Annotated in this window: 28 protein-coding genes, 1 tRNA gene and 1 pseudogene; 23 read left to right on the top strand and 7 right to left on the bottom strand. The window is 65.8% G+C overall.

The genetic code is table 11. The annotated features are described in order from the left end of the window. From CH274_RS18570 to hisI, 7 genes are all read left to right on the top strand, one after another. Window positions 1-609, top strand: a 609-nt coding sequence (locus tag CH274_RS18570) for an MFS transporter (RefSeq protein ID WP_143546612.1), incomplete at its 5' end; no start/stop codon positions are given. After that, on the top strand, window positions 606-1235 hold the full coding sequence (hisH, locus tag CH274_RS18565; RefSeq protein WP_094612626.1) for an imidazole glycerol phosphate synthase subunit HisH: 630 nt from the start codon (window positions 606-608) through the stop codon (window positions 1233-1235). The genes CH274_RS18570 and hisH, both read left to right, overlap by 4 nt. Beyond that, complete coding sequence (locus CH274_RS18560) at window positions 1232-1438, top strand: hypothetical protein (protein ID WP_032394338.1); 207 nt, start codon at window positions 1232-1234, stop codon at window positions 1436-1438. The genes hisH and CH274_RS18560 overlap by 4 nt, the downstream gene beginning before the upstream one ends. 56 nt (window positions 1439-1494) lie before the next feature. Further along, window positions 1495-2229: a bifunctional 1-(5-phosphoribosyl)-5-((5-phosphoribosylamino)methylideneamino)imidazole-4-carboxamide isomerase/phosphoribosylanthranilate isomerase PriA gene (gene priA / locus CH274_RS18555; protein ID WP_032394337.1), complete on the top strand. Its 735-nt coding sequence runs from the start codon at window positions 1495-1497 to the stop codon at window positions 2227-2229. Between the two features lie 7 nt (window positions 2230-2236). Further along, window positions 2237-3067, top strand: a complete 831-nt coding sequence (locus CH274_RS18550; protein ID WP_032394336.1) for an inositol monophosphatase family protein — start codon at window positions 2237-2239, stop codon at window positions 3065-3067. Then, entirely contained in the window at window positions 3064-3837 is a 774-nt protein-coding gene (hisF, locus tag CH274_RS18545) for an imidazole glycerol phosphate synthase subunit HisF (protein WP_032394335.1), read from the top strand. Before CH274_RS18550 ends, hisF begins: the two co-directional genes overlap by 4 nt. A 15-nt stretch (window positions 3838-3852) precedes the next feature. Then, window positions 3853-4206 (top strand): phosphoribosyl-AMP cyclohydrolase, encoded by a 354-nt coding sequence (gene hisI, locus CH274_RS18540; protein ID WP_094629249.1) that lies wholly within the window; start codon window positions 3853-3855, stop codon window positions 4204-4206. Here the strand turns inward: hisI and CH274_RS18535 are convergent. Then, entirely contained in the window at window positions 4197-4703 is a 507-nt protein-coding gene (locus CH274_RS18535; RefSeq protein WP_094629250.1) for a MarR family winged helix-turn-helix transcriptional regulator, read from the bottom strand. The genes hisI and CH274_RS18535 overlap by 10 nt on opposite strands. 183 nt (window positions 4704-4886) lie before the next feature. Further along, window positions 4887-5348 (bottom strand): peroxiredoxin, encoded by a 462-nt coding sequence (locus CH274_RS18530; protein ID WP_032394332.1) that lies wholly within the window; start codon window positions 5346-5348, stop codon window positions 4887-4889. 56 nt (window positions 5349-5404) lie between these two features. Between CH274_RS18530 and CH274_RS18525 the strand changes: the two genes are divergently transcribed. The 13 genes and pseudogenes from CH274_RS18525 to CH274_RS18470 all read left to right on the top strand — a co-directional run bounded on the left by CH274_RS18525 (window position 5405) and on the right by CH274_RS18470 (window position 22134). Then, entirely contained in the window at window positions 5405-6973 is a 1569-nt protein-coding gene (locus tag CH274_RS18525) for an anthranilate synthase component I (RefSeq protein ID WP_094658428.1), read from the top strand. Next, window positions 6970-7635 (top strand): TIGR02234 family membrane protein, encoded by a 666-nt coding sequence (locus CH274_RS18520; RefSeq protein WP_094658427.1) that lies wholly within the window; start codon window positions 6970-6972, stop codon window positions 7633-7635. The genes CH274_RS18525 and CH274_RS18520 overlap by 4 nt, the downstream gene beginning before the upstream one ends. A 79-nt stretch (window positions 7636-7714) precedes the next feature. Beyond that, window positions 7715-8524, top strand: a complete 810-nt coding sequence (trpC, locus tag CH274_RS18515; protein WP_032394329.1) for an indole-3-glycerol phosphate synthase TrpC — start codon at window positions 7715-7717, stop codon at window positions 8522-8524. A 134-nt stretch (window positions 8525-8658) separates the two neighbouring features. Beyond that, window positions 8659-9930, top strand: a complete 1272-nt coding sequence (trpB, locus tag CH274_RS18510) for a tryptophan synthase subunit beta (protein WP_045199662.1) — start codon at window positions 8659-8661, stop codon at window positions 9928-9930. Then, the gene (gene trpA, locus CH274_RS18505) at window positions 9927-10730 is read left to right on the top strand and encodes a tryptophan synthase subunit alpha (RefSeq protein ID WP_032394328.1); all 804 of its coding nucleotides are present in this window, start codon (window positions 9927-9929) and stop codon (window positions 10728-10730) included. Before trpB ends, trpA begins: the two co-directional genes overlap by 4 nt. Further along, window positions 10727-11749, top strand: a complete 1023-nt coding sequence (gene lgt / locus CH274_RS18500; RefSeq protein ID WP_094629253.1) for a prolipoprotein diacylglyceryl transferase — start codon at window positions 10727-10729, stop codon at window positions 11747-11749. The genes trpA and lgt overlap by 4 nt, the downstream gene beginning before the upstream one ends. 192 nt (window positions 11750-11941) lie before the next feature. Continuing rightward, window positions 11942-12235, top strand: a pseudogene (locus CH274_RS30090) (hypothetical protein); the annotation flags it as partial. Window positions 12236-12365: 130 nt separating this feature from the next. Next, entirely contained in the window at window positions 12366-12638 is a 273-nt protein-coding gene (locus CH274_RS30085; RefSeq protein ID WP_441346940.1) for an NINE protein, read from the top strand. Window positions 12639-12678: 40 nt separating this feature from the next. Beyond that, complete coding sequence (locus CH274_RS30020; protein WP_256993634.1) at window positions 12679-13314, top strand: NINE protein; 636 nt, start codon at window positions 12679-12681, stop codon at window positions 13312-13314. Window positions 13315-13581: 267 nt separating this feature from the next. Then, window positions 13582-18165, top strand: coding sequence for a glutamate synthase large subunit (gene gltB, locus CH274_RS18485; RefSeq protein WP_094658432.1), 4584 nt, complete (start codon window positions 13582-13584; stop codon window positions 18163-18165). Next, window positions 18158-19663 (top strand): glutamate synthase subunit beta, encoded by a 1506-nt coding sequence (locus tag CH274_RS18480; protein WP_032394324.1) that lies wholly within the window; start codon window positions 18158-18160, stop codon window positions 19661-19663. The genes gltB and CH274_RS18480 overlap by 8 nt, the downstream gene beginning before the upstream one ends. A gap of 122 nt (window positions 19664-19785) precedes the next feature. Then, the gene (gene pyk, locus CH274_RS18475) at window positions 19786-21204 is read left to right on the top strand and encodes a pyruvate kinase (protein WP_082073683.1); all 1419 of its coding nucleotides are present in this window, start codon (window positions 19786-19788) and stop codon (window positions 21202-21204) included. A 105-nt stretch (window positions 21205-21309) separates the two neighbouring features. Continuing rightward, window positions 21310-22134, top strand: coding sequence for an acyl-CoA thioesterase (locus tag CH274_RS18470; protein WP_230596678.1), 825 nt, complete (start codon window positions 21310-21312; stop codon window positions 22132-22134). Here the strand turns inward: CH274_RS18470 and CH274_RS18465 are convergent. Continuing rightward, window positions 22100-22618, bottom strand: coding sequence for a DNA-deoxyinosine glycosylase (locus tag CH274_RS18465; protein ID WP_094658424.1), 519 nt, complete (start codon window positions 22616-22618; stop codon window positions 22100-22102). The genes CH274_RS18470 and CH274_RS18465 overlap by 35 nt on opposite strands. 57 nt (window positions 22619-22675) lie before the next feature. Between CH274_RS18465 and CH274_RS18460 the strand changes: the two genes are divergently transcribed. Continuing rightward, complete coding sequence (locus CH274_RS18460) at window positions 22676-22879, top strand: hypothetical protein (protein ID WP_141214795.1); 204 nt, start codon at window positions 22676-22678, stop codon at window positions 22877-22879. On the opposite strand, the gene CH274_RS18455 is transcribed toward CH274_RS18460, so the two are convergent. After that, window positions 22855-23475: an anthrone oxygenase family protein gene (locus tag CH274_RS18455; RefSeq protein ID WP_256993633.1), complete on the bottom strand. Its 621-nt coding sequence runs from the start codon at window positions 23473-23475 to the stop codon at window positions 22855-22857. The two genes, CH274_RS18460 and CH274_RS18455, sit on opposite strands and share 25 nt — an antisense overlap. 19 nt (window positions 23476-23494) lie before the next feature. Here CH274_RS18455 and CH274_RS18450 point away from each other — a divergent pair, with 19 nt between their 5' ends. Further along, window positions 23495-24484 (top strand): AraC family transcriptional regulator, encoded by a 990-nt coding sequence (locus tag CH274_RS18450; RefSeq protein ID WP_094658430.1) that lies wholly within the window; start codon window positions 23495-23497, stop codon window positions 24482-24484. Here the strand turns inward: CH274_RS18450 and CH274_RS18445 are convergent. The 3 genes from CH274_RS18445 to CH274_RS18435 all read right to left on the bottom strand — a co-directional run bounded on the left by CH274_RS18445 (window position 24469) and on the right by CH274_RS18435 (window position 25521). Next, complete coding sequence (locus CH274_RS18445) at window positions 24469-25200, bottom strand: AAA family ATPase (protein WP_094658423.1); 732 nt, start codon at window positions 25198-25200, stop codon at window positions 24469-24471. The two genes, CH274_RS18450 and CH274_RS18445, sit on opposite strands and share 16 nt — an antisense overlap. A gap of 3 nt (window positions 25201-25203) precedes the next feature. Then, window positions 25204-25380: a hypothetical protein gene (locus CH274_RS29325; RefSeq protein WP_176460594.1), complete on the bottom strand. Its 177-nt coding sequence runs from the start codon at window positions 25378-25380 to the stop codon at window positions 25204-25206. A gap of 64 nt (window positions 25381-25444) precedes the next feature. Beyond that, window positions 25445-25521 (bottom strand) — tRNA-Leu (locus CH274_RS18435). 120 nt (window positions 25522-25641) lie between these two features. Between CH274_RS18435 and CH274_RS18430 the strand changes: the two genes are divergently transcribed. Next, window positions 25642-26274, top strand: a complete 633-nt coding sequence (locus tag CH274_RS18430) for an ANTAR domain-containing response regulator (protein WP_032394317.1) — start codon at window positions 25642-25644, stop codon at window positions 26272-26274. Window positions 26275-26315 lie beyond the last annotated feature (41 nt).

Here is a 26315-nt window from a genome sequence, read left to right as displayed (position 1 = left end):
ATCCGCCCCGCCCCGCAGCCGCCCAGAATCGAGCGAGTTCGCCTCGACAAGCGCCGATTCCTGGTGCCTTGTCTCGTCGTGGCCTCGGTGTCGGCGGCCTACGGGGGAATCACCAGTCTGTTGCCGATCGCCGAATCGAACCGAGCTGCGATGATCGGACTCGCACTGGCCGTCGTCAGTGCCTCGATGCTCGTCGGGCGTTACGCCGCGGGGTCGGTGGCCGACCGCATCGGAATAGGACGCTCGGTGTTTCCGGCGTTGGTGTCGGCGGCAATCGGTATCGCTCTGTTCGCGATCGCCGCGCTCGGCGGCATGCCCGCTGCGCTGTTCTTCGTCGCAGCCGTCCTGTTCGGAATCGGGTACGGCGCGTGCCAGAACGACAGTCTCGTGATGGCGTTCGACGCAGCCGGTCCGGCCCGATACAGCAGCGCGAGCGCCGTCTGGAACATCAGTTTCGACGCGGGAACCGGGGCGGGCGCACTCGCCCTCGGTGTCCTGGCGACGAGTGTGGGTTACACCGCGGGATTCGCCGCAGCAGCAACGGCGGTGGTCGCAGTCGCGGCGGTGGCGCTCGTCGCGCGACCACGCCCCGATAGACTTCCCGCATGACTTCTGTGGTGTTGCTCGATTACGGCTCGGGCAATCTGCACTCGGCGAAGCGGGCTCTCGCCCGAGTCGGTGCCGATGTGACCGTGACCTCGGACTTCGACGAGGCACTGAATGCAGAAGCGCTGGTCGTTCCCGGTGTCGGTGCATTCGCCGCCTGCATGGAAGGGCTGCTGGCGGTGAAAGGCGAGCGCATCATCGGGCGACGCCTGGCGGGCGGTCGCCCCGTCCTCGGCATCTGTGTCGGAATGCAGATCCTCTTCGACCGCGGGGTCGAGTTCGGGGTCGAGGCCGACGGGTGCGGGGAGTGGCCGGGAACGGTCGAGCGCTTGCAGGCCGAGGTGCTGCCCCACATGGGATGGAACACCGTCGAGGCACCGGAGAAGAGCGTGCTGTTCGACGGCATCGATCCCGAGACCCGGTTCTACTTCGTGCACTCCTACGCCGCGCAACAGTGGGAGCTCGAACCCAGCGACACCATCGCCGCCCCGTTGCTCACCTGGGCCGATCACGGCGGCCGGTTCCTCGCCGCGGTCGAGAACGGCGCTCTCTCGGCCACCCAGTTCCACCCGGAGAAGTCCGGCGACGCCGGGGCCGCGCTGCTCGAGAACTGGGTCCGATCGGTGTGAGCGACCGCGAGTTCTCACTCGGGCGCTTGGCGGTTCGCGCACTCGGTGCGGCTGTGGCCGTGCTGGCCATCGCGACGGCACTGATCGCTGTGCTGCAGCCGAGTGCCGGGGTGGGCTTGGTCATCGCATTGGCCGGTGTGGTCGGCGCGATCGCGGCGATGGGTGTGGTGTCCACGCGCATGACGCGCAAGGAACTCCGGTAGGACCACAGGCGACCCGTTTTGAGTTCACGGACGCTCGGCCCGTAGCATAACCGCACGTGAGCCTGGTCTTATTGCCTGCTGTCGATGTCGCAGGCGGCGAAGCTGTCCGTCTCGTTCAAGGAGAAGCCGGAAGCGAAACGAAGTACGGGTCGCCCCGTGACGCGGCCCTCGCGTGGCAGAACGACGGTGCCGAGTGGGTCCATCTGGTGGATCTCGACGCTGCGTTCGGACGCGGATCCAACCGCGAGCTGCTGGCGTCGGTCGTCGGCGAGCTCGACGTCCAGGTGGAGCTGTCCGGCGGAATTCGCGACGACGAGTCGCTGCGCGCGGCGCTGGCGACCGGTTGTGCGCGAGTCAATCTCGGCACCGCAGCGCTCGAGGATCCGCAGTGGTGCTCCCGCGCGATCGGCGAGTTCGGTGATCGCGTCGCCGTCGGTCTGGACGTGCTGATCGTCGACGGCGCACCGCGGTTGCGCGGCCGCGGCTGGGTGAGCGACGGCGGCGATCTGTGGGAGGTTCTGGAGCGGCTCGAGCGCGACGGGTGCTCGCGCTACGTCGTCACCGACGTGACCAAGGACGGCACGTTGACCGGGCCCAACCTCGAACTGCTCGCCGACGTGTGCGCCAAGACCGACAAGCCGGTCATCGCATCGGGCGGCGTGTCCACGATTGCCGACCTGGAAGCGATCGCCGGACTGGTCGACCGCGGTGTCGAAGGTTCCATCGTCGGAAAGGCTCTGTACGCCGGACGTTTCACGCTTCCGGACGCTCTCGCTGCGGTGTCTCGGTAACGCAGGAATGACCCTTCCCGAGGAACCGACTCGTCTGCTCGAGATCGCCGGAGGTCTGCTCGACGGCATCCACGATCGGTTCGTCGCCGGCGTCGGCGCACCGAGTGCAGTGCAGAAGGGCCCCGACGACTTCGCCACCGCAGTGGATCTGGAGCTCGAGCGGCGGCTCGGTGCGGAATTGCACGAAGCCACCGGAATCGCTGTTCACGGTGAGGAGTTCGGGGGACCGGATCTGAACTCGGGACTCGTCTGGGTGCTGGACCCGATCGACGGCACCTTCAACTATTCGTCGGGATTGCCGTCGGCCGGAACGTTGTTGGCGTTGCTCGACGATGGCGAGCCGATCCTCGGGCTCACGTGGCTGCCGTTGGTGGACCAGCGTTTCGCCGCTGTGGCAGGCGGCCCCCTGTTGCTCAACGGTGCCGCACTTCCGGCGCTGCAGCCGAAAGCATTGCGCGAGTCCATGATCGGGTTCGGTGCGTTCAATGTGGCCAGCCGCGGTTCGCTGCCGGGTCGGTTCCGATTCCGCATCCTCGAAGAGCTGTCGATGCATTCCTCGCGACTGCGGATGCACGGTGCCACCGGAGTCGATCTCGCCTACACCGCCAGCGGAGTTCTCGGCGGCGCGGTGGTCTTCGGGCACCGGGCCTGGGACAACGCAGCCGGCGCACTGCTGGTACGCGCGGCAGGCGGAATCGTCACCGACCTCGCGGGCGAACCCTGGACGGTCGACTCGGCGTCGGTGCTCGCAGCCGGACCGGGAGTGCACGAAGAATTGCTGAAGGTGATCACCGAACTCGGTGATCCAGTCGACTACCTGGAAGGACCGGTGCGATGAGCGTCGCGGTCAGAGTGATCCCGTGCCTCGACGTCGACGCCGGACGCGTCGTCAAGGGAGTGAACTTCGAGAACCTTCGCGACGCAGGCGATCCCGTCGAGCTCGCGGCCGCCTACGACGCGCAGGGGGCCGACGAGCTGACCTTCCTCGACGTCACCGCGTCGACGTCGGACCGAGGCACGATGCTCGACGTCGTGAGCCGCACCGCCGAGCAGGTGTTCATCCCGCTCACCGTCGGCGGGGGAGTGCGCACCGTCGCCGACGTGGATCGACTGCTGCGAGCCGGGGCGGACAAGGTCAGTGTCAACACCGCAGCGATCGCGCGGCCGGAACTGCTGCGTGAACTGAGCGAACGATTCGGTTCGCAGTGCATCGTGCTCTCGGTCGATGCCCGAACCGTTCCGGATGGTCAGCAGGACACCCCGTCGGGCTGGGAGGTCACCACCCACGGCGGCAAACGCGGCACCGGCATCGATGCCGTCGAATGGGCAGTACGGGGAGCGGAATTGGGCGTCGGTGAGATCCTGCTCAATTCGATGGACGCCGACGGAACCAAAGCCGGATTCGATCTGCCGATGATCGCCGCCGTCCGGAGCGCGGTGCACGTGCCGGTGATCGCCAGTGGCGGAGCAGGCGCCGTGGAACACTTTTCGCCGGCAGTGCACGCCGGCGCGGACGCGGTTCTCGCCGCGAGCGTGTTCCATTTCGGTGATCTCACCATCGGCCAGGTCAAGGATGCGATGCGTGCCGAACGCATCGTCGTCCGATAGCGAAGAGGATTTCCGATGACACTCGACCCGAGTCTGTCCGCGCGGCTCAAGCGCAACGAGGCCGGACTGTTCAGCGCCGTCGTGCAGGAACGGTCGACCGGTCAGGTACTCATGGTGGCCTGGATGGACGACGAGGCGCTGGCACGAACCCTCGAAACCCGCAAGGGCACTTACTATTCCAGGTCCAGGCAGCAGTACTGGATCAAGGGTGAGACGTCGGGTCACACGCAGTACGTGCACGAGGTTCGACTCGACTGCGACGGTGACACCGTGCTCCTGGTCGTCGACCAGGTCGGCGCGGCGTGCCACACCGGCACGCACACCTGCTTCGATGCCGACGTCCTGTTGGGCCCCGACCCTCAGGCGTGACCGGTTCCGGCCGCGATTCCCTTGTCCAACTGCGTCAGCAGAGTCGAGCTCAGGGTCGCGAGCTGCTCGACCTCCGCGTCCGAGAGCCCCTCGAACACCAGTGACTGCACCGTGCCGACGTGCCCCGGTGCCGATTCCACGACCTTCGCCATGCCTGCGTCGGTCAGCACCGCATAGGACCCGCGGCTACCCGGGATCGACTCGCGCCGCACCCAACCGGCCTTCTCGAGCTTGGTCACCACGTGCGAGAGGCGCGAGAGCGACGCGTTCGCGTACTCGGCGAGGTCGCGGAGCTGGATCCGTCGCTGCGGATTCTCGCTGACCGTCGCGAGGACGAAGTAGTCGAAGTGGGTCAGCTGCGAATCGCGCTGCAGCTGAGCATCCAACGCTGCTGGAAGTCGAGTGACCAGGGCGACGAGCGACCGCCAGGCCTCCTGTTGACTCTCGGTGAGCCAACGGGGATCCACCGTGTGTTGCGGTGTCGCCGACGTGTCCATCCCAGGGAACCTCTCGATCTCTCGGTCGTTGCTGCAGGCTCCGATGATCTCTCTCGGTCGTTCCCGCAGGCTCCACTCCTATCCGTGGGTCGTTCCTGCAGGCTCCACTCCTGCCCAGATAGTTGTGGTCTGCACATGATGCCTCGAGGTTCCCCCACCCGAGGCATCGCGTCGGACAGTGCTCTAGGTGCGATGTGCCCGCAGGTACTCGAGAGCCTTGTCCGCGTGGGCCTCGAACCGGACCTCGCTCGAGAAGGTCTCGAGGACCTTCCTGTCGGTGCCGATGACGAACGTCGCACGCTTGACCGGGGAGAGCTTGGCCAGCAGACCCCGCTTGACGCCGAACGCGGTGGCGACGGTGCCGTCCTCGTCGGACAGCAGCGGGTAGTCGAAGGACTTGGCGGCGGCGAACTCTGCCTGCTTCGCGACCGCATCGGCGCTGATGCCGACCCGGGTGGCACCGACCTCGGCGAACTCGGACGCCAGGTCCCGGAAATGGCACGCCTCGGCGGTGCAGCCGGGGGTGAAGGCAGCGGGGTAGAAGAACAGCACCACCGGACCGTCCGCCAGCAATTCGGTCAGCGTTCGGGTCTCTCCGGTCTGGTCCGGCAGGGAAAAATCGGGAACGAGCTCGCCTGGTTTCATGCTCGGCAGGTTACCGCGAGCGCCGACGCTCGTGCCGAACCTGGGAGGATGGTGGCATGCACGGCGAGACGACCACCGACCCCAGCCCCACTCCCGACACCGAGAACTCGGACTCGACGACCTCGCGTGAGGTGTTCCGGCATCTCGCCGCCGAGCACCGCGTGGTGCCGGTGACGCGAAAAGTGCTCGCCGACTCCGAGACCCCGCTGTCGGCGTACCGCAAGCTCGGTGCCGACCGACCCGGAACCTTCCTGCTCGAGTCCGCACAGAACGGCAGTTCGTGGTCCAGGTGGTCGTTCATCGGTGCAGGCTCTCCGGCGTCGCTCACCGTCATCGACGGTGAGGCCGCATGGCGCGGCAACGTTCCTGCAGGGGTGCCGAGCGGCGGCGATCCTCTCGAAGTGCTGGCGCGGACTCTGGAGCTGTTGCACTCGGAGCGGCTGCCAGGTCTGCCTCCGTTGACCGGCGGCATGGTCGGGTACCTCGGATACGACTCGGTGCGACGCATCGAGAAGCTGCCCGAGCATGCGCAGGACGATCTCGGTGTTCCGGAGTTGGTCATGCTGCTCGCCACCGATCTCGCGGCCGTCGACCATCACGAGGGCGCGATCACCTTGATCGCGAACGCGGTCAACTGGAACGGCACCGACGAGCACGTGGACGAGGCGTACGACGACGCGGTGCGCCGATTGGACCGTATGTGCGCAGACCTGTCGAAGCCCGCCGCCTCCACCGTCTCCACCGTGTCCAGGCCCAAGCCGCAGTTCCGCAGGCAGCGCACGTCCGAGGGCTTCGGTGCCGACGTCGCTCGCCTGGTGGAGGAGATCGAAGCAGGTGAGGCGTTCCAGGTGGTTCTCTCCCAACGTTTCGAGATGGACACCGATGCGTCACCGCTGGACGTCTACCGGATGCTGCGGGCCTCGAATCCGAGCCCGTACATGTACCTGATGCACGTACCGGGGGAGAACGACGAGACGTCCTTCTCCATCGTCGGATCGAGCCCCGAGGCATTGGTGACGGTGGTCGACGGTCTCGCCACCACGCATCCGATCGCGGGCACGCGGTGGCGAGGCACCTCCGAGGAGGAGGACGTGCTGCTCGAGAAGGATCTGCTGGCCGACGAGAAGGAGAACGCCGAGCACCTGATGCTGGTCGATCTGGGCCGCAACGATCTCGGGCGAGTCTGCGCTCCCGGCACCGTGCGAGTGAGCGACTACCGCCACATCGAGCGATACAGCCACGTCATGCACCTGGTGTCGACGGTCACCGGACGGTTGGCCGAGGGCAAGCGTGCCCTCGACGCGGTCAAGGCCTGCTTCCCGGCAGGCACCCTGTCCGGGGCACCGAAGGTGCGCGCGATGGAACTGATCGACGAACTGGAACCGACCCGACGCGGCATCTACGGCGGCATCGTCGGCTACCTCGATTTCGCGGGAGACGCCGACACGGCGATCTCGATTCGCACCGCACTGATCAAGGACGGCACCGCCTACGTTCAGGCCGGGGCAGGCGTCGTGGCCGACTCGGTTGCGGAGTACGAGGACGACGAGGCGCGGAACAAGGCGATGGCGGTGCTGGGAGCCGTCGCCGCTGCGGAGTCGCTCCGTGAGGTCGGCGGCCGATGACCGAGCGATCCAATCGCCGCGGGTCGGCCGCTCTGCCCGTCGCCCTTCTGGTCGTTGCTGCCGTGTGCCTGTGGGGCGCGTCGAGGATGACGTGGGTTCGGGTGACGTCGTTCGACGGGCTGGGGGAGAGCCGAACCGACGACCTGCTCGGCAGCACCTGGGCCGCTGCCACGACCCCCCTGGCACTGGTGTTGGTGGCGGCGATCGCCGCCTCGTTCGCCGTGCGGGGGTGGGCATCGCGGGTGCTGGCCCTGCTGATCGCCGTGGTGGCCGTGGCGGCCGCGATTCCGGCAGTTCGATTGCTCACTGCCGGGGCGTCCGATTCGGAGTCCGCGGCGCTGGCGGAGCTTCCGGCCCGCGCCCAGGTGTCGATGACGGACGTGTCGGTTCTGCCCGCGATCGTCACCCTCGTCGGTGCACTCTGCGCCTTCGCTGCGGCTGTGGTGTCGATTCGGAAAACGTTTGCCACGCAGGTACTCTCGTCCAAGTACGACGCCCCGGCGGTGCGTCGTGACGAGATCGCTCGTCGTGCGCGCAGCAGTGCCTCCGGTGCCGGTGTGCAGGACGAGGGCGAGGACCTCACCGAACGCATGATGTGGGACGCGCTCGACGCCGGCGAAGACCCTACCGACGAGTCCGGTACCCGGCGTTCGTCGGATTGAATCGGCCCTCTACGCTAGATCCGACCCCGATGAGATTCCTCACATCGGACGTCGACGCTCAGAAAGGACTGGGGGCACCATGACTGTTCTCGACTCGATTCTCGACGGTGTGCGAGCCGACGTGGCCGCGCGTGAATCGGTGGTCGATTTCGCCGCCGTGAAAGCAGCAGCGAAGGCAGCACCGGCCCCCCTCGACGCGGCAGCTGCCCTCCGTGAGGACGGCATCGGCGTCATCGCCGAGGTGAAACGAGCGAGCCCGTCCAAGGGGGCGTTGGCCGACATCGGTGATCCGGCCGTTCTGGCCCGCGCGTACGAGCAGGGCGGCGCGCGCATCATCAGCGTTCTCACCGAGGAACGTCGCTTCCACGGGTCTCTGGCAGACCTCGATGCCGTGCGTGCCGCGGTGTCGATTCCCGTGCTGCGCAAGGACTTCATCGTCGGCCCCTATCAGATCCACGAGGCTCGGGCCCACGGTGCCGACGTCATCCTGCTGATCGTCGCGGCGCTGGAGCAGGATGCGTTGGCGTCCTTGCTCGACCGCACCGAGTCGCTGGGCATGACGGCGCTGGTCGAGGTGCACACCGAGGCCGAGGCGGACCGCGCCCTCGAGGCCGGTGCCAGCGTGATCGGCATCAACGCCCGCAATCTGAAGACGCTCGAAATCGATCGTGACAGCTTCGGCCGTATCGCTCCCGGGTTGCCCAGCGAGGTCATTCGTATCGCGGAGTCCGGAGTGCGTGGCACGGCGGATCTGCTCGCCTACGCCGGTGCAGGTGCCGACGCGGTACTCGTCGGCGAGGGCTTGGTCACTGCAGGAGATCCGCGTACGGCCGTCTCGGACCTGGTGACGGCGGGCACGCATCCGTCGTGCCCCAAGCCCGCACGCTGACCCTGCACCGCTGACCCGGCACCCGACCCGAACGCGGCGGCGGTCCGCCGTTGGGGCACACTGGACCGGTGAGCACCAGCAATTCTTCTTCCATCACGGACGCCCCGCAGGCAGTCCGTTTCAAGGGCGCTGATCTGCCGCAGAGCAGCATCGGCCTCACCGATCGCAGCGCGCACGAGCCCGATGTGGGCGGCCATTTCGGTGTCTACGGCGGCAGATTCGTGCCCGAGGCACTGATGGGCGTGATCGAGGAAGTCACCGCCGAGTACGAGAAGGTACGCAGCGACAACGAGTTCCTCGGTGAACTCGACCGGCTGCAGCGCGATTACACCGGTCGCCCCTCGCCGGTCTTCGAGGCGACGCGGTTGTCCGAGCACGCAGGCGGCGCTCGGATTCTCCTCAAGCGAGAAGACCTCAACCACACCGGTTCTCACAAGATCAACAACGTGCTCGGACAGGTGCTCCTGGCCAAGCGTATGGGCAAGACACGGATCATCGCCGAGACCGGCGCGGGCCAGCACGGAGTGGCCACCGCCACGGCGTGCGCGCTCCTCGGGCTCGAGTGTGTCGTGTACATGGGCGAGGTCGACACCGAACGGCAGGCCCTCAACGTCGCCCGGATGCGTCTGCTCGGATCCAGTGTCGTGGCCGTGAAGTCCGGATCGCGCACCCTCAAGGACGCCATCAACGAGGCGCTGCGCGACTGGGTCACGAACGCGGACAACACGTATTACTGCTTCGGCACCGTCGCCGGGCCACACCCCTTCCCGGTCATGGTGCGCGATTTCCAGCGCATCATCGGCCTCGAAGCGCGGCAGCAGGTGCTCGCGTCCACGGGCCGGTTGCCCGACGCCATCGCCGCCTGCGTCGGCGGTGGCTCCAACGCAATCGGCATCTTCCACGCCTTCATCGACGACGCCGATGTTCGGCTGATCGGCTTCGAGGCTGCGGGTGACGGTGTCGAGACCGGCCGCCACGCTGCGACGATCAGTGGTGGAACTCCGGGAGCCCTGCACGGTGCGTACTCCTACCTGCTGCAGGACGAGGACGGTCAGACCGTCGAATCTCATTCCATCTCAGCGGGATTGGACTACCCGGGCGTCGGTCCCGAGCACTCGTACCTGCACGACATCGGTCGGGCCGAGTACCGCGGCATCACCGATACCGAAGCCATGAACGCCTTCAAGCTGCTGTGCCGCACCGAAGGCATCATCCCGGCCATCGAGTCCTCGCACGCCATCGCAGGTGCGCTCACCCTCGGCAAGGAGTTGGGCAAGGACGCGATCATCCTGGTCAACCTCTCCGGCCGCGGCGACAAGGACGTCGACACCGCAGCCGAATGGTTCGGGCTGATCGACGGAGACGGCGAAGCGAACGTGGACGACGAAGCAGGTATCAAGCCATGAGCAACAACGACTCCCGCCTCTCGGGGACCTTCGCGCAGTGCCGTGCCGAAGGGCGCGCAGCACTCGTCGGATACCTCCCGGCAGGATTTCCGACGGTGCCGCGATCGGTCGAGGTGTTCAAGACGATGGTCGACGCCGGATGCGACATCGTCGAGGTGGGCATCCCGTACTCCGATCCGGTGATGGACGGCCCCACGATCCAGGCCGCGGCCGATGTCGCGCTGCGAGCCGGGGCCCGAGTCAAGGACGTCTTCGCCGTCACCGAGCAGGTTGCGGCAGCGGGTGGCCGAGCGGTGGTCATGACCTACTGGAACCTGGTCCTCAAGTACGGCATCGAGAACTTCGCGCGCGACCTCGCGAGTGCGGGTGGGCTCGGGATCATCACACCGGATCTCATTCCCGACGAGGCTCAGGAATGGATCGAGGTCTCGAACCGGTACGAACTCGACCGAATCTTCCTCGTCGCCCCGTCGTCCACCGAGGAGCGGCTGGTCAGCACCGTCGAAGCCAGTAGCGGCTTCGTCTACGCGGCCTCGACGATGGGCGTCACCGGTGCCCGCGACGCGGTGTCCTCGATGGCCCCCGCACTCTCGGCACGCATCCGTCAACACTCCGACATTCCCATCGGCGTGGGTCTGGGAGTGCGCTCGGGTGCCCAGGCAGCCGAGATCGCCCGCTACGCCGACGCCGTGATCGTCGGTTCGGCATTGGTCAGTGCCGTCGACAAGGGACTCGACGCCGTGCGCGACCTGACGACGGAACTCGCCGAGGGTGTCCGTTCGGCTAACGTAGCGTCGTGACTTCGACCGCGATCCTGGCCTACATTCCCAGTCCGCCGCAGGGGGTGTGGCACGTCGGACCGCTGGCTCTTCGGGCCTACGCCCTGTTCATCATCATCGGCATCGTCGTTGCCGTCGTGTGGGGTGATCGCCGCTGGGTGGCCCGAGGTGGAACCAAGGGAACAGTCCTCGACGTCGCGGTCTGGGCCGTCCCGTTCGGCCTGCTGGGCGGACGTCTGTACCACGTGGCAACCGACTGGAAGACGTATTTCGGCCCCGGCGGAAACCCGGTCGAAGCGTTGTACGTCTGGAACGGCGGGCTGGGAATCTGGGGAGCGGTGTTCCTGGGCGGCGTCGGTGCCTGGATCGCGTGCCGTCGACGCGGGATTCCGCTGCCGGCGTTCGGTGACGCAGTCGGTCCTCCGATTCTGCTGGCCCAGGCGATCGGCCGCATCGGCAACTACTTCAATCAGGAACTGTACGGACGCGCCACCACCCAGCCGTGGGGCCTGGAGATCTACGAACGGGTCGACTCCGACGGACGGCTCGATCCACTCAACGGGATCTCGACCGGATTCGTGGAAAAAGTGGTGCACCCGACGTTCCTGTACGAGCTGTTGTGGAGCGTCGCGGTCGTGGTGCTTCTGGTTCTCGTCGACCGCAAGTACACGATCGGCCACGGTCGACTGTTCGCGCTGTACGTGGCCGGATACTGCGCCGGACGGTTCTGGGTGGAACTCATGCGCGACGATTTCGCCACGACGATCGCCGGTATACGCATCAACACCTTCACCTCCGCCATCATCTTCGTTCTGGCGCTCGCGTACTTCGTGATCGCCACCAAGGGCCGTGAAGATCCGGCGACGCTGAAATCGAACGACGACGTGGATCGCGAGACCTCTTCCGAGGACACCGCATCGGATGCAGAAGGTTCGCGTTCGGCACCGATCGACAGCACCACGGACGCAAGCACCGTCGACGCGCAGCCCGGTCCGGCGTCCGACAAGAAAGCCGAGGAAGAAGGCAGTACGCGTGGTTGATTTCGACAAGACCCCTCAGCCCGACCCCGAACCGGATTCCACCGCCGATTCGAGCGACAACGGGTCGAATCCGACCGCGTCGTTCGGTACGCCTTTCGATTACGACGCCACCGCCGAAGCGTCGCTCTCGGAGCCGCCGGGAACGTCGGAGTCCGCGCCCTCGCACGGTCCGACCGGTCCCACGGGCCCGGGGTGGGACACGTACTCGGGTATCGGAAACGGCCCCGGTTGGTCCAGCACGCCGAGCTACCCGGCACCGAGCCCGGACGGCAGTACCGACAACCCGCTCGGTGGATTTCCGGCACCCCCCGGCTACCCGCAGCAGGGGTACGGCCAGCAGCAGAGTTACGGTCAGCAGGGCTACCAGCAGCAGAATCACGGCCATCAGGGCTATCCGCAACCGAATTACGGGCAGCAGGGTTACCCGCAGCAGGGCTATCCGCAGCCGAATTACGGGCAGCAGGGTTACCAACAGCAGGGCTACCCGCAGCCGAATTACGCGCAGCAGGGCTACCAACAGCAGGGATACGGCCAGCAGGGGTACGGCGTACCCGTCGGCTATCCGGGTGGATCCGCATTCGGCGTCGGCCCGGATGCACCGTACGGGCGCGATCCGGTGACCGGCGTGCCGCTGTCGGACAAGTCGAAGATCGTCGGCGGATTGCTGCAGCTGTTTCTCGGTTGGTTGGGAGTCGGCCGCTTCTACATCGGAAGTATCGGGATCGGCGTCGCGCAGTTGCTCTTGTTCTTCTTCGGATTTCTCCTCACGGCGGTGTTCGGCCTCGGAGTGTTTCTGCTTCTGGGGCTCTTCGTATGGCACGTGGTCGACGGCGTCCTGATACTGGTGGGCAATGTGACGGATGCTCAGGGGCGAAAACTGAGAGACTGATGCCCTTGCTGGTAGTGCATCGGGAGTAAGGGAGTTCGACGTGAGTGAATCGGGTACATCGTCATCGGACGGATCCCCGGGCGACGGATCCACTCCGTCGGAGCCGACCATCTCGTTCGAGAAGGGCTCTCCCGCAGGTTCGGGTCCCGTATACGGGGCTCCCGACCCGAACTACAGCGCTCCGAACTACAGCGCTCCGAGCCACGGCACTCCCGATGCCGACGATCGGGGGCAGTTCGGACCTCCCCCCGGTGCCGGTTACCCACCACCATCGGATGGTTCCGGTCAGTACGGTGCGCCGCCGCCCCCGCCGTATGAGGGCGGGCAGTACGGCGCTCCCCAATACGGTGGTCCCCAATACGGCGTTCCCCAATACGGTGGTCCCCAGTACGCAGGCGGGCCCGGATACATGGACCCGATGGCTCCGTACGGTCGGCACCCGGTCACCGGTGAGCCGTTCTCCGACAAGCAGAAGCTGACGGCCGGTCTGCTCGGCATTCTGTTGGGCGCGTTCGGAGCCGGGCGCTTCTATCTCAACCAGCCGGGCATGGCGGTTGCGCAGATCGCCGTCACGTGGCTCACCTGCGGTATCGGCGGAATCTGGCCGTTGATCGACGGCATCATGATGCTCACCGGCAGCGTCCGTGATCAGCACGGTCGGCCGTTGCGCGACTGACCATCACATTCGTCGCAGCCGGCATTCGCGATTGCATCGATGCGAATGACAGCTGCTACGATTTCGCCATCCGGGAGAGATCCCGGTTTCTTTCGCGGGCCAGAGCTGTCCCGGTGAGTTCCCGACAGGCAGTTCAATTCGGCTCTTCCGACCGTTCCGGTCGACTCGAGCCGACCAGCCGGCGGGGTTGCCGAGACTTCCGGTGCAGGGTCGAACACACTGCACCGCCCTTCACGCACCCCACCGGCCAACGTGGAGGTGATCGTGGTGCTGTTTTCTCGGATGCCTGCGGAGCAAGGTCTGTACGACCCGAGCGCGGAGAAGGATTCCTGTGGCGTGGCGATGATCGCCGACATCGCCGGTCGCCGCTCCCACGCGATCGTCGCCGACGGGGTTCTGGCACTGGAGAATTTGGAACATCGCGGAGCTGCCGGTGCCGAGCCCAACAGTGGTGACGGCGCGGGAATTCTGATTCAGCTGCCGGTCGAACTCCTCGCCTCCCTTGCGCCGTTCGATCTGCCCGCGGCCGGTGCCGACGGCGACAACACGTTCGCGGCCGGAGTGTGTTTTCTGCCGCAGGGCATCCGTGAGCGAGCGATGGCCGTCGAGCGCGTCGAATCCGTTGCGGCCGAGGAAGGTCTGGACATCCTGGGCTGGGTTCCGGTCGAGGTCGATCCCGATCGAGCAGACGTCGGCCTCACCGCCCTCGGCTGCATGCCGTACATGAGCTACCTCTTCGTCACCGCCCCCGAGGTCGACGGCACGCGTCCGGCCGGTCTCGCTCTCGACCGTCTCGTCTACGGGCTCCGCAAGCGTTCCGAGCGGGTCACCCCCGAGATCGAGGCCGAAGGCTCGGGGCTGTTCTTTCCGTCGCTGTCCTCGCGCACCATCGTCTACAAGGGCATGCTCACCACGATGCAGCTGCCGCTCTACTTTCCGGAACTTCGTAATCCTTTGTGCACGAGCGCCATTGCCATCGTGCACAGTCGCTTCTCGACCAACACGTTCCCGTCGTGGCCGCTGGCACACCCGCATCGTTACGTTGCGCACAACGGCGAGATCAACACCGTCAAGGGCAACCGAAACCGGATGCGGGCTCGCGAAGCGCTGCTGTCGAGTGACCTGATCCCCGGGGACCTCGAGCGTCTGTTCCCGATCTGCAACCCCGATGCCTCGGACTCGGTGTCCCTGGACGAGGTGCTCGAACTACTGCACCTCGGCGGCCGCAGCGTGCCGCACGTGGTGATGATGATGGTGCCCGAGCCGTGGGAGAACCACCGCACGATGGATCCGCGGGTGCGAGCGTTCTACCAGTTCCACTCGTCGATGATGGAGGCCTGGGACGGTCCGGCCTGCGTGACGTTCACCGACGGCAGCTACGTCGGAGCCGTGCTGGACCGCAACGGTCTTCGCCCCGGCCGCTGGTGGCAGACGGCGGACGGCCGAGTCATCCTCGCCAGCGAGGCAGGCGTGCTCGACGTGCCGCAATCCGAGGTCGTCGCCAAGGGTCGCCTCGAGCCCGGAAAGATGTTCCTGATCGACACCGTCGCCGGACGTCTGGTGCCGGACGAGGAGATCAAACTCCAACTGGCAACCGAACATCCGTACCAGGAGTGGCTGCATGCGGGCCTGCTCGAGATCAAGAGCCTGCCCGAGCGTGCTCACATCCAGTACAACCACGACTCGGTGGTGCGCAGGCAGGTCGCCTTCGGCTACACCGAGGAGGATCTACGCGTGGTGCTGACGCCGATGGCCGCGTCCGGGGGCGAGCCGCTCGGTTCGATGGGTACCGATACCCCGGCCGCAGTGATGTCGCAGCGGTCGCGTCAGCTCTACGACTACTTCATCGAACTGTTCGCCCAGGTCACCAACCCGCCGCTGGATTCGATCCGCGAGGAGATCGTGACCTCGCTCGCGCGGGTGATGGGTCCGGAGCAGAACCTGCTCGAGCCCACGGCGGCGTCGTGCAGGCAGATCGTGTTGCCGTGGCCGGTGCTCGACAACGACGAGCTCAACAAGATCATTCACATCAACGACGACGGTGATCATCCGGGACTGTCGGCCACGGTGTTGCGTGGGCTGTACGAGGTCGAACGCGGCGGCGAGGGTCTCGCCGAGGCCATCGAGGAGTTGCGTGCCCGGGCGTCGGAGGCGATCGCTGCGGGGTACACCACGCTGATCATCTCGGACCGCGACTCCGACCACACGCGTGCGCCGATTCCGTCGCTGCTCGCGACGTCCGCGGTGCATCATCACCTGGTGCGCACCAAGGAGCGCACCAAGGTCGCGCTCGTGGTCGAGTCCGGCGACGCACGCGAGGTGCACCACCTCGCGCTGCTCATCGGCTTCGGTGCCGCAGCGGTCAACCCGTATCTGGCGATGGAGTCGATCGAGGATCTGGTCGGCGAGGGCGAGCTGACCGGAGTCGAACCGACGATCGCGGTACGGAACTATCTGTACGGGCTCGGCAAGGGCGTGCTCAAGGTGATGTCGAAGATGGGCATCTCGACCGTCGGGTCCTACACCGGCGCACAGGTTTTCGAGGCCGTCGGTCTCGATCGCGAGGTGGTACGCGAGTACTTCAAGGGCACGGTCAGCAAGCTCGGCGGCGTCGGTTTGGACGTGCTCGCCGAGGAGGTCAAGCTGCGCCATCGTCGGGCGTACCCCGAGAATCCGACCGACCGCGTCCATCGTCGGTTGGAGATCGGCGGCGAATACCAGTTCCGCCGCGAAGGCGAGCTGCACCTCTTCACCCCCGAGACGGTGTTCCTGCTGCAGCACGCAACGCGTACCGGCCGATACGACGTGTTCCAGAAGTACACCGACGAGGTGGACCGGCTCGCACGCGAAGGCGGTGCACTGCGCGGTCTGTTCGAGTTCAAGGACGGCGTCAGGCCGCCGGTTCCGCTCGACGAGGTGGAATCGGTCGAGTCGATCGTCACGCGGTTCAACACCGGGGCCATGAGCTACGGATCCATCTCCGCCGAGGCGCACGAGACGATGGCCGTGGCGATGAACAATCTCGGCGGACGGTCCAACTCGGGGGAGGGCGGCGAGGACGTCGACCGGCTCTACGACCCGACGCGACGCAGTGCCGTCAAGCAGGTCGCCAGTGGTCGGTTCGGTGTCACCAGCGACTACCTGGTCAATGCCACGGACATTCAGATCAAGATGGCTCAAGGTGCCAAGCCGGGTGAGGGCGGGCAGCTGCCCGGGTACAAGGTGTATCCGTGGGTGGCCAAGACCCGACATTCGACGCCGGGCGTCGGCCTCATCTCGCCGCCCCCGCATCACGACATCTACTCGATCGAGGATCTCGCGCAGCTGATCCACGATCTCAAGAACGCCAACGAGAAGGCGCGCGTACACGTCAAGCTCGTCAGTTCCGTCGGCGTCGGCACGGTGGCGACGGGCGTGAGCAAGGCGCACGCCGATGTCGTCCTCATCTCCGGATACGACGGCGGAACCGGAGCTGCGCCGTTGACCTCGCTCAAGCATGCAGGCGCTCCGTGGGAGATCGGGCTCGCCGACGCCCAGCAGACGCTGGTGCTCAACGGCCTGCGTGATCGCATCACCGTGCAGTGCGACGGCGGTATGCGCACCGGGCGCGACGTCATCGTCGCGGCACTGCTCGGCGCGGAGGAGTTCGGGTTCTCGACGGCCCCGCTGATCGTGGCGGGGTGCATCATGATGCGCGTCTGCCACCTCGACACCTGCCCGGTCGGTGTCGCTACGCAGAACCCGGAGCTACGCAAGCGGTTCACCGGAAAGCCCGAGTTCCTCGAGGACTTCTTCAAGTTCATCGCCGAGGACGTGCGAAAGTACCTCGCGCAGCTCGGTTTCCGGAGTATCGACGAGGCCGTCGGTCGCGCCGATGTGCTCGAGACGGCAGCCGGAGTGGCGCACTGGAAGAGCAAGGGACTCGATCTCGCGCCGATCTTCGCGATGCCCGTCGACCGCCACGGAGCCCCGATGACGCAGCGTCGACGCCTCCGCGCGCAGGACCACGGTCTCGATCTCGCGCTGGATCGGACTCTGATCCAGTTGGCCGAGGGAGCGCTGGAGGACGCCCACCCGGTCACATTGGAGTTGCCGGTACGCAACGTCAATCGCACGGTGGGAACGCTTCTGGGATCCGAGGTCACCCGTCGCTACGGCGCGGTCGGGTTGCCGGACGACACCATTCGCATCGCTTTCACCGGATCGGCCGGTCAGTCTCTCGGAGCCTTCCTGCCGCCGGGCATCACCATCGACCTGGTCGGTGACGCGAACGACTATGTCGGCAAGGGATTGTCGGGCGGCCGAATAGTCGTGCGACCGGCCGAGGATGCGCCGTTCGTCGCAGAGGACAACGTGATCGCAGGAAACACGATTCTCTACGGTGCCACCTCGGGCGAGGTGTATCTGCGTGGTAAGGCAGGGGAGCGGTTCGCGGTGCGCAACTCGGGAGCGATCGCGGTGAACGAGGGCGTGGGCGACCACGCGTTCGAGTACATGACCGGCGGTCGTGTCGTGGTTCTCGGGCCGACCGGTCGCAATCTGGCTGCGGGTATGTCCGGTGGCATCGCGTTCGTCCTCGGTCTCGATCCCGCGGACGTGAACCCGGCGATGGTCGAACTGCAGGCACCCGACCCGGACGATCTGGTGTGGCTACGCGAGACCGTCGAGAATCATCGGCGCTGGACCGGTTCCACCGTCGCGACCTCGTTGCTGGCCGACTGGCCCCGGCGGTCTGCGCTGTTCACCAAAGTCATGCCCGTCGACTACCAGCGAGTGCTGGAAGCGACAAGAATGGCGCGCGCCGAAGGGCGCGACGTCGATGCTGCGATCATGGAGGCTGCACGTGGCTGATCCACAGGGATTTCTGAAAGTCGTCAAGCGTGAGGCCGCCAAGCGTCCGATCGGCGAGCGCGTCAAGGACTGGAACGAGGTGTACTCGCACCAGCCGACGAGCGAGCGTGCCGCCGAGGTCTCCGATCAGGCGCGTCGCTGCATGGACTGCGGTATCCCGTTCTGCCACTCGGGAACTGCGGGTTGCCCGCTGGGAAATCTGATTCCCGAGTGGAACGACCTGGTGCGCCGTGGCCGCTGGGACGCGGCCAGTGACCGACTGCATGCGACCAACAATTTTCCGGAATTCACCGGGCGGGTGTGCCCGGCCCCGTGTGAATCGGCGTGTGTGCTGTCGATCTCCGAGGCGGCCACCGGCGGAAGCGTGACGATCAAGCGGGTCGAGCAGACCATTGCGGATCTGGCGTGGGAGGAAGGCAGTGTCGTTCCGCAGCCGCCGACGATCACCACCGGCAAGCGAGTCGCCGTCGTCGGATCGGGTCCCGCGGGATTGGCTGCGGCGCAACAGCTCACCCGCGCCGGACACGACGTCACCGTCTACGAGCGCGACGATCGTCTCGGCGGACTGCTCCGCTACGGCATCCCCGAGTTCAAGCTCGAGAAGTCTGTTCTCGATCAGCGCCTCATGCAGATGCGGGCCGAGGGAACGCATTTCGTCACCGAATGCGAGGTCGGCATCGACTTCACCGTCGAGCAACTACGCGAATCCTTCGACGCGGTCGTTCTCGCGGTCGGAGCTCTGCGGGCTCGTGACAATGCCGAGGTCATCGGTCGGGAACTCGACGGCATCCACTTGGCCATGGAGCATCTGGTGCCGTCGAACAAGGAGTGCGAGGGCGACGGTCCCACCTCCATCTCCGCTGCGGACAAGCATGTGGTCATCATCGGCGGTGGTGATACCGGAGCCGACTGCCTGGGAACGGCCCACCGACAGGGTGCTGCGTCGGTGACGCAGCTCGACTACAACCCGGCTCTGCCCGGGGCCCGCGACGACAGCCTCTCGCCCTGGCCGTCGTGGCCGCTGGTACTGCGGACTTCACCCGCACACGCCGAGGGTGGGGTCGTCCGTCATCAGGTCGCGGTCCAGCGATTCCTCGGTGACGAGCGCGGGCACGTTCGCGCGATGGTGCTCGCCGAGGTGGAGGTGCAGCGCGACGCGGACGGTCGTCGCATCGTCACGCCCATCGGTGAGGAAGTCGAACTGCCGTGCGATCTGGCGTTGTTCGCCATCGGTTTCGAGGGTGTGGAGCATGGTCCGTTGCTCGACGAGTACGGCCTGACGCTGACCAAGCGCGGTGCGCTCTCGTGTGGTCCGGATTGGCAGACCACCGCACCCGGGGTGTTCGTGTGTGGCGATGCGCACCGTGGTGCGTCGTTGGTCGTGTGGGCGATCGCGGAGGGTCGTTCGGCGGCTCACGGAGTCGACGCCTTCCTCACCGGACACTCGGAATTGCCGTCCCCGGTACACCCGACTGCACTGCCTCTCGCCGTTGTGTGATGCCCGTCTCTGAACCGGTACAGACCGTCTCAGCAGCAAGGTAGCGCGGCTACCGATCGGTAGTATTCGAGTGGACTGGTCTGCGATAGAGAACGCGGCGTCCAGCGGCTAGGCTCGCCTTCGTGAGCCGACGTACGAAGATTGTCTGCACCCTTGGACCCGCAACCGCAACCACAGAGCGCATCCGCGAACTCGTCGAGAGTGGAATGGATGTCGCGCGACTGAACTTCAGCCATGGTGATCACCCCGATCATCAGGCCAACTACGAGAGGGTTCGAGCAGCATCGGACGCCACCGGCAAAGCCGTGGGCATTCTGGCCGACCTGCAGGGACCGAAGATTCGTCTCGGCCGTTTCGCCGAGGGCTCGACCACCTGGGCGGCCGGCGAGCTGATTCGCATCACCGTCGAGGAGTGCGAGGGCACTCACGACCGGGTGTCGACCACCTACAAGGAGCTGGCCCAGGACGCCAAAGAAGGCGACCGCCTGCTCGTCGACGACGGCAAGGTCGGCCTCGTGGTCACCGGTGTCGAAGGCAACGACGTGTTGTGCCGCGTCACCGAAGGTGGACCGGTCAGCAACAACAAGGGCGTGTCCCTGCCCGGCATGGATGTGTCCGTTCCCGCCATGAGCGAGAAGGACATCGCCGACCTCGAGTTCGCCCTCGCCCTCGGTGTCGATTTCATCGCCCTGTCGTTCGTGCGTTCTCCCGCCGACGTCGAACTCGTGCACGCTGTGATGGACCGCGTCGGCCGCCGAGTTCCGGTCATCGCCAAGCTCGAGAAGCCCGAAGCCGTCGACAACCTCGAAGCCATCGTGCTCGCGTTCGACGCGATCATGGTCGCCCGCGGTGACCTCGGCGTCGAGCTGCCCCTCGAGCAGGTGCCGCTGGTGCAGAAGCGCGCCATCCAGATCGCTCGCGCCAACGCCAAGCCCGTCATCGTTGCGACCCAGATGCTCGAATCGATGATCGAGAACTCCCGGCCGACGCGCGCCGAGGCGTCCGACGTCGCCAACGCAGTGCTCGACGGGACCGACGCGGTCATGCTGTCCGGCGAGACCTCGGTGGGCAAATACGTGATGGAAACCGTGCGGACGATGGCGCGCATCGTCGAGACCGTCGAGACCGAGGGCGACAGCGTTCCTCCGCTGACTCACGTGCCGCGCACCAAGCGTGGCGTCATCTCCTACGCTGCTCGCGACATCGGCGAGCGGCTCGACGCGAAGGCGCTCGTCGCGTTCACCCAGTCGGGTGACACCGTTCGACGGTTGGCTCGCCTGCACACCAAGCTGCCGTTGCTCGCCTTCACCTCGATCTCCGAGGTCCGTAGCCAGCTGTCGCTGAGCTGGGGCACCGAGACGTTCCTGGTCCCCGATGTGGGCTCGACGGACGCGATGGTGAAAGAGGTCGACAAGGCTCTGCTCGAACTCGGTCGGTACAACAAGGGTGATCAGGTCGTGATCGTGGCCGGTGCCCCTCCCGGCACAGTAGGCTCGACCAACTTGATCCATGTGCACCGAATCGGAGAAGAGGACCGGTAAGTGGTCGAAGCGGGGGGAACCGGCGTCAGCGAAAGCGCGCCGAGCAGTACAGCTGTACGCAAGACCGATCTCGAGACGCTCCTCGATCTCCTCGCACTCGAGGAGATCGAGGAGGACGTCTTCGTCGGCGTTCACCCCGAGCAGGTGGGTAGCCGAACGTTCGGGGGGCAACTCGTGGCTCAGGGCCTCATCGCGGCCGGCCGCACCGTCTCCGGTACCTCGCGGGACGTGCATGCGATCAATGCGCACTTCATTCGCGGCGGCGACGTCAAGAAGCCCATCGAGTACCGGGTATCACGGCAGCGTGACGGTCGCGCATTCGCCAACCGTCAGGTGACCGCCGTCCAGGACGGCAACGAGCTGTTCGTCATGCTCGCCGCTTTCCAGGATTTCGGCAAGGGACTCGAGCACAGCGTGGAGGTGCCCGAGGTTCCGTACCCCGATGCACTGCCTCCGCTCGGCGATCACTTCGTCGGGTACGAGGACCGGCTGCAGATGTTCGTCGATGCACTCAAGCCGATCGACATGCGTTACGCGAACGATCCGGCGTGGATCATGCACGGCACCGGCGAGAAGCTCAACCACAATCGGGTCTGGATGAAGGCCGACGGCGATCTGCCCGACGACTCGATCTTTCACGCCGCGACCATGGGCTACGCGTCGGACACGACTGTGCTCGACTCGATCATCACCACCCACGGTCTGTCGTGGGGGCTCGATCGCATCGTCGCGGCGACGGTCAACCATTCCATCTGGTTCCACCGCCCGTTCCGGTTCGACGAGTGGGCTCTCTACGCCACCGAATCGCCGGTAGCGGCCGGGTCCCGTGGGCTGGCCACCGGACGCTTCTTCTCGATGGACGGCCAATTGTTGGCCACTGTCGTGCAGGAGGGTCTCATCCGGCACTTCCCGAAGCGGGAGCGGGCCTGAGGGCATTCGACCACTCCAGCGTTTTCGCGGCGAGATCGAGCGTGGCGAGCGCAGGGCTGGTCGACGGCAGTCGGGTGAATCTCACGTGGGGCGTCACCGTCCTCACGTGGCGACGGTAGCTCTCGGCCGCTTTCGCTCCGTTGAAGAACACCCTGTCGATGCCGGGGTTCTCGGCGAACAGATTCCCGAAATCGTTTGCCTCGATCGAGGATTCGACGATCGCCGAGTCCAGGCTTCCCTCTCGCGTGCACAGCTTCAGCACATCCCACACGGCGACGCCATGGCCGCGCAGACGCTCGGTGCGTTCGTCGTAGGGTAGCTCGGGGCCCGCACCGAACAGCGTTCCCATGATCGGCCAGAACGCATTTCGCGGATGCGCGTAATACTGCTGCGCGGCCAGCGACGCGACGCCGGGCATCGACCCCAGGATCAGGATGGTTGCGCCCGGTCCGACGATCGGCTCGAAACTGTGCACGACTTTCATTGCGCGATTACAGCAAATCCCCGCGGGGGCAGCGGACGGGGGACCACAATGGAGGTCATGTTGGATCCACGCGTACTCGACAACAACGAACTCGAAGCCGAACTCGCCGCACTGCGTCGGGGGCGTGACGCCGCGATGGACGAAGGCGCGCGGGATGTCTCGACCGCCGACACCGACCACCTCATCGCGCGGTTCGAGGAAGAAATCCGCAGGAGACATCAGGATTCGGTGTCCGATCAGCCCAGTGCCGATCTGCCCTGACCCACGATCAGGACAGCGCAGGCGGCAGTCGCCGCAATCGTCCTCACGTTGTTCCATCGCGTCCACGTGTCGGTGAAGTTCTGCCACACCTGAGCGCCGGCAGCACTGCCGGGATCCACGCCGGCCAACGCGTCGTTGAGGGGGACGTTCAGAACGGCCGTGATCGCGACGCAGCCGAGAATGTAGAGAACGGCACCGCTCACGACGAGCAGGGGTGAACCCCGACCGGCCGACACGGCGAGAATCGCTGCGAGAGTGCATGATACGGCCGTTCCGAAGAAGAGGCCGAGAAACACCGGACCGAGAATCGCCGCATTGAATCTCTGCATCGCGGCGATCGCGTCGGGTACCGGCAGTGTCGCCAGGCCGGGCAGCACGCTGACGGAGAACGCGAGCAGCACTCCTGCCATCGATCCGCATCCGACGGCGGATACGGTGGTGGCGACCGAGGACGCCCGCTCGATCACGACGGGTCTGTTCGGTGGATGTTCACGGTCGGTGGTCCTTTCGTCGAGAATTGCTCTGTCGTCCACTGTTGCTCGGAACGGCAGGATGAACAATGCTCGAAACGCCGGATTCGATGTCCGATCGTCCATGTCGTGGGACAATCGATCGATGCGTGGACTCGACCCCTGGAAATCGCCCGATCCGCTCGGTGAGGCCCTGCACTTTCTACGGATGACCGGATCGTTCTACGTACGATCGGAGATGAGCGGTTCGTGGGGTCTCGACCTGCCCGCCATGGAGGATGCGCTGTGGTTTCACACGGTGGTGGACGGTCGGTGCCTGCTGGCGGTTCCCGATGAGCCGACGCGCGAGTTGGTGCCAGGCGATTTCGCGTTGGTCCCTCATGGGCGCGGTCATGTTCTCGCCGCCGACGCGGATGCGGCGACACGAGCGGTGAGTGTGTACGACCTCCCGCACGAGTACGTCAGCGACCGCTATGCGGTGATCACCCACGGTGAAGGAGCAGGACCGCCTGCCACTCTGGTGTGCGGGGCGGTGCGGCTGGATCACCCTGCGGCGCAACAGCTCGTCCGTCTGCTCCCTGCCGTGGTGTTCGTCGATGCGGAGCCAGGACCGCAGCAAACGAGGATGCAGAACGTCCTGGCGATGGTGGCGGACGAAGCCCGAGTTCTCGAGCCCGGGGGAGAAGCGGTCATCACCCGGCTGTCCGACATCCTGGTGATCCTGGCGCTGCGGTCGTGGATCGGCGGCACTGCGCGAGCGCAGTCGGGATGGCTCGGAGCGTTGCAGGACGATCGAATCGGCGCTGCTCTGGCCCTGATTCATCGACATCCTCACCAGCGGTGGACCGTTGCGGCTCTGGCGTCGAGCGCGAACATGTCGCGTTCGGCGTTCTCGGCGCGTTTCACCGAGCTGGTCGGTCGATCCGTGATGAGCTACCTGGCCACGTGGCGAATGCAGGTCGCATATCAGACCCTGCGTTCCGAGGACGTCGCGCTGGCCGAATTGGCCCGGCGCAGTGGGTATCTCTCGGAGGCGGCGTTCGGGAAAGCGTTCAAACGGTCGATGGGGGTCTCGCCTGGAAGTGTGCGTCGCCGTCCCGAGGTGTCGATGGCCGCGGTTCAGTCGAGCAGATGACGGAGATAGCTGTTCGGGTCTTCGAGGTAACGACGCCAATGCTGGACCAATTCGAGTTCGTCCCAGGTGCTTCGGCGCAGACCGTGTTCGCCGACTTCGACGATGTCGGCACCGGGGGTCGACGCCAGAATCGGTGAATGGGTGGCGCAGACGATCTGCGCGCCCTCGTCGCCCAGCTCGGACATCAGTGCAACGAGCTGCAGGCTCGCGGTGAACGACAAGGCAGATTCCGGCTCGTCCAGAACGTAGAAGCCGGGTTCGGCCAACATTGCACCGAACATGGTCAGGAACCCTTCGCCGTGGCTCATCTCGGCGGTGTTCTCGTCCCAGAATCCCGGCATCCCACTGAGGTTTTCGGCCATGTCGAACGCGGTCTCGGCGCGCAGAAAGAAGCCACGCTTCTGCTGTCGCGGACCACGAAGCATGCGAGAACCCCGTGGTGTGGTCTCGAGCTCGAGTACCTCACCGAGAGCGCTCGTCACCTCGTCGAGTCGACGCGACTGCTGCGCCGCCCGACCGCCGCGGGCATCGATTCCGAAACCCTCGGCGATCGCCTCGACCAGGGTGGATTTACCGGAACCGTTGTCGCCGACCAGAATTGTGACCGGTGCCAGGAATTCGAGTCCGTCACGGGCGAGGTCGGCGACTGCGGGCACGGTGAAGGGCCAATCCGCTCCGACGTCGTCGGTGTGGACGTACGCGCGCTCTACGAACATGGTTCAGGCAGTGACCAGGCGGTCGACGTAACCGGTCTCGTGGGCGGAGTCCGCGCTGCAGGTGTAGAAGACCCACTGCGCCGACAGGTCCGCCGAATCCCCGAACCGATGGTCGACCTTCGCTGCGCACAAACTGCCCGCACTGGTGTCGTGGCAACGAAGACTGCTGGGTATGTACATCACCCCACTGTAGGCGCGATCGACGAAGACGATTACCGACGTCGCGAACGGGGATGTATCCACGTGGTGCCCTCGGTGAGACTCGAACTCACACTGGACGGGTTTTGAATCCGTTTCCTCTGCCAATTGGGATACGAGGGCTGGCGTCTTTCAAGCAACGATTGACGAGTTTAGAAGATGCGCTTTCGGGGGCGCGCACCGGTACCCTTCAGATGCTCGACGGCCCCGATGGGCGATGACTGTCAAAGGAGACCGATACAGATGAACGCTCCTGGTGCGCACGGTACTGGCAAGCCCCCGCTTCGCGTGGTGGTGGCAGAGGACGAATCCCTGATCCGGCTCGACCTCGTGGAGATGCTCCGCGAAGAGGGCTACGACGTCGTCGGTGAAGCGGCCGACGGTCAGCAGGCGGTGGAGTTGGCCGTCGAACTTCGTCCCGATCTGGTCATCATGGACGTGAAGATGCCGCGTCGGGACGGAATCGATGCGGCGTCGGAGATCGCCGAGAAGCGCATCGCGCCCGTCGTCATTCTCACCGCGTTCAGTCAGCGCGAGCTCGTGGAGAAGGCACGCGATGCCGGAGCGATGGCGTATCTGGTCAAGCCGTTCACCAAAGCCGATCTGATGCCTGCGGTGGAGTTGGCCGCCAGTCGTTTCGGTGAGATCTCCGCGCTGGAATCCGAGATCGTGGATCTGCAGGACCGGCTCGAGACGCGCAAGCTCATCGAGAAGGCCAAGGGCATCCTGATGGAATCGCAATCTCTCACAGAACCGCAGGCGTTCAAGTGGATTCAGCGCGCCGCCATGGATCGCAGGACGACGATGAAGGCCGTGGCGGAGGTCGTGATCGACACGCTCGGTACCCCTGCGAACAAGCCTGTGGCAGAGAGCTGATCGGCCCTCGAAAGCTACGGCCACGTAAAACTTCGACTCCC

Source organism: Rhodococcus sp. 06-418-5 (assembly GCF_002258285.1).
Classification (GTDB): domain Bacteria; phylum Actinomycetota; class Actinomycetes; order Mycobacteriales; family Mycobacteriaceae; genus Rhodococcoides.
This window is presented reverse-complemented; position numbering and strand designations above follow the sequence as displayed.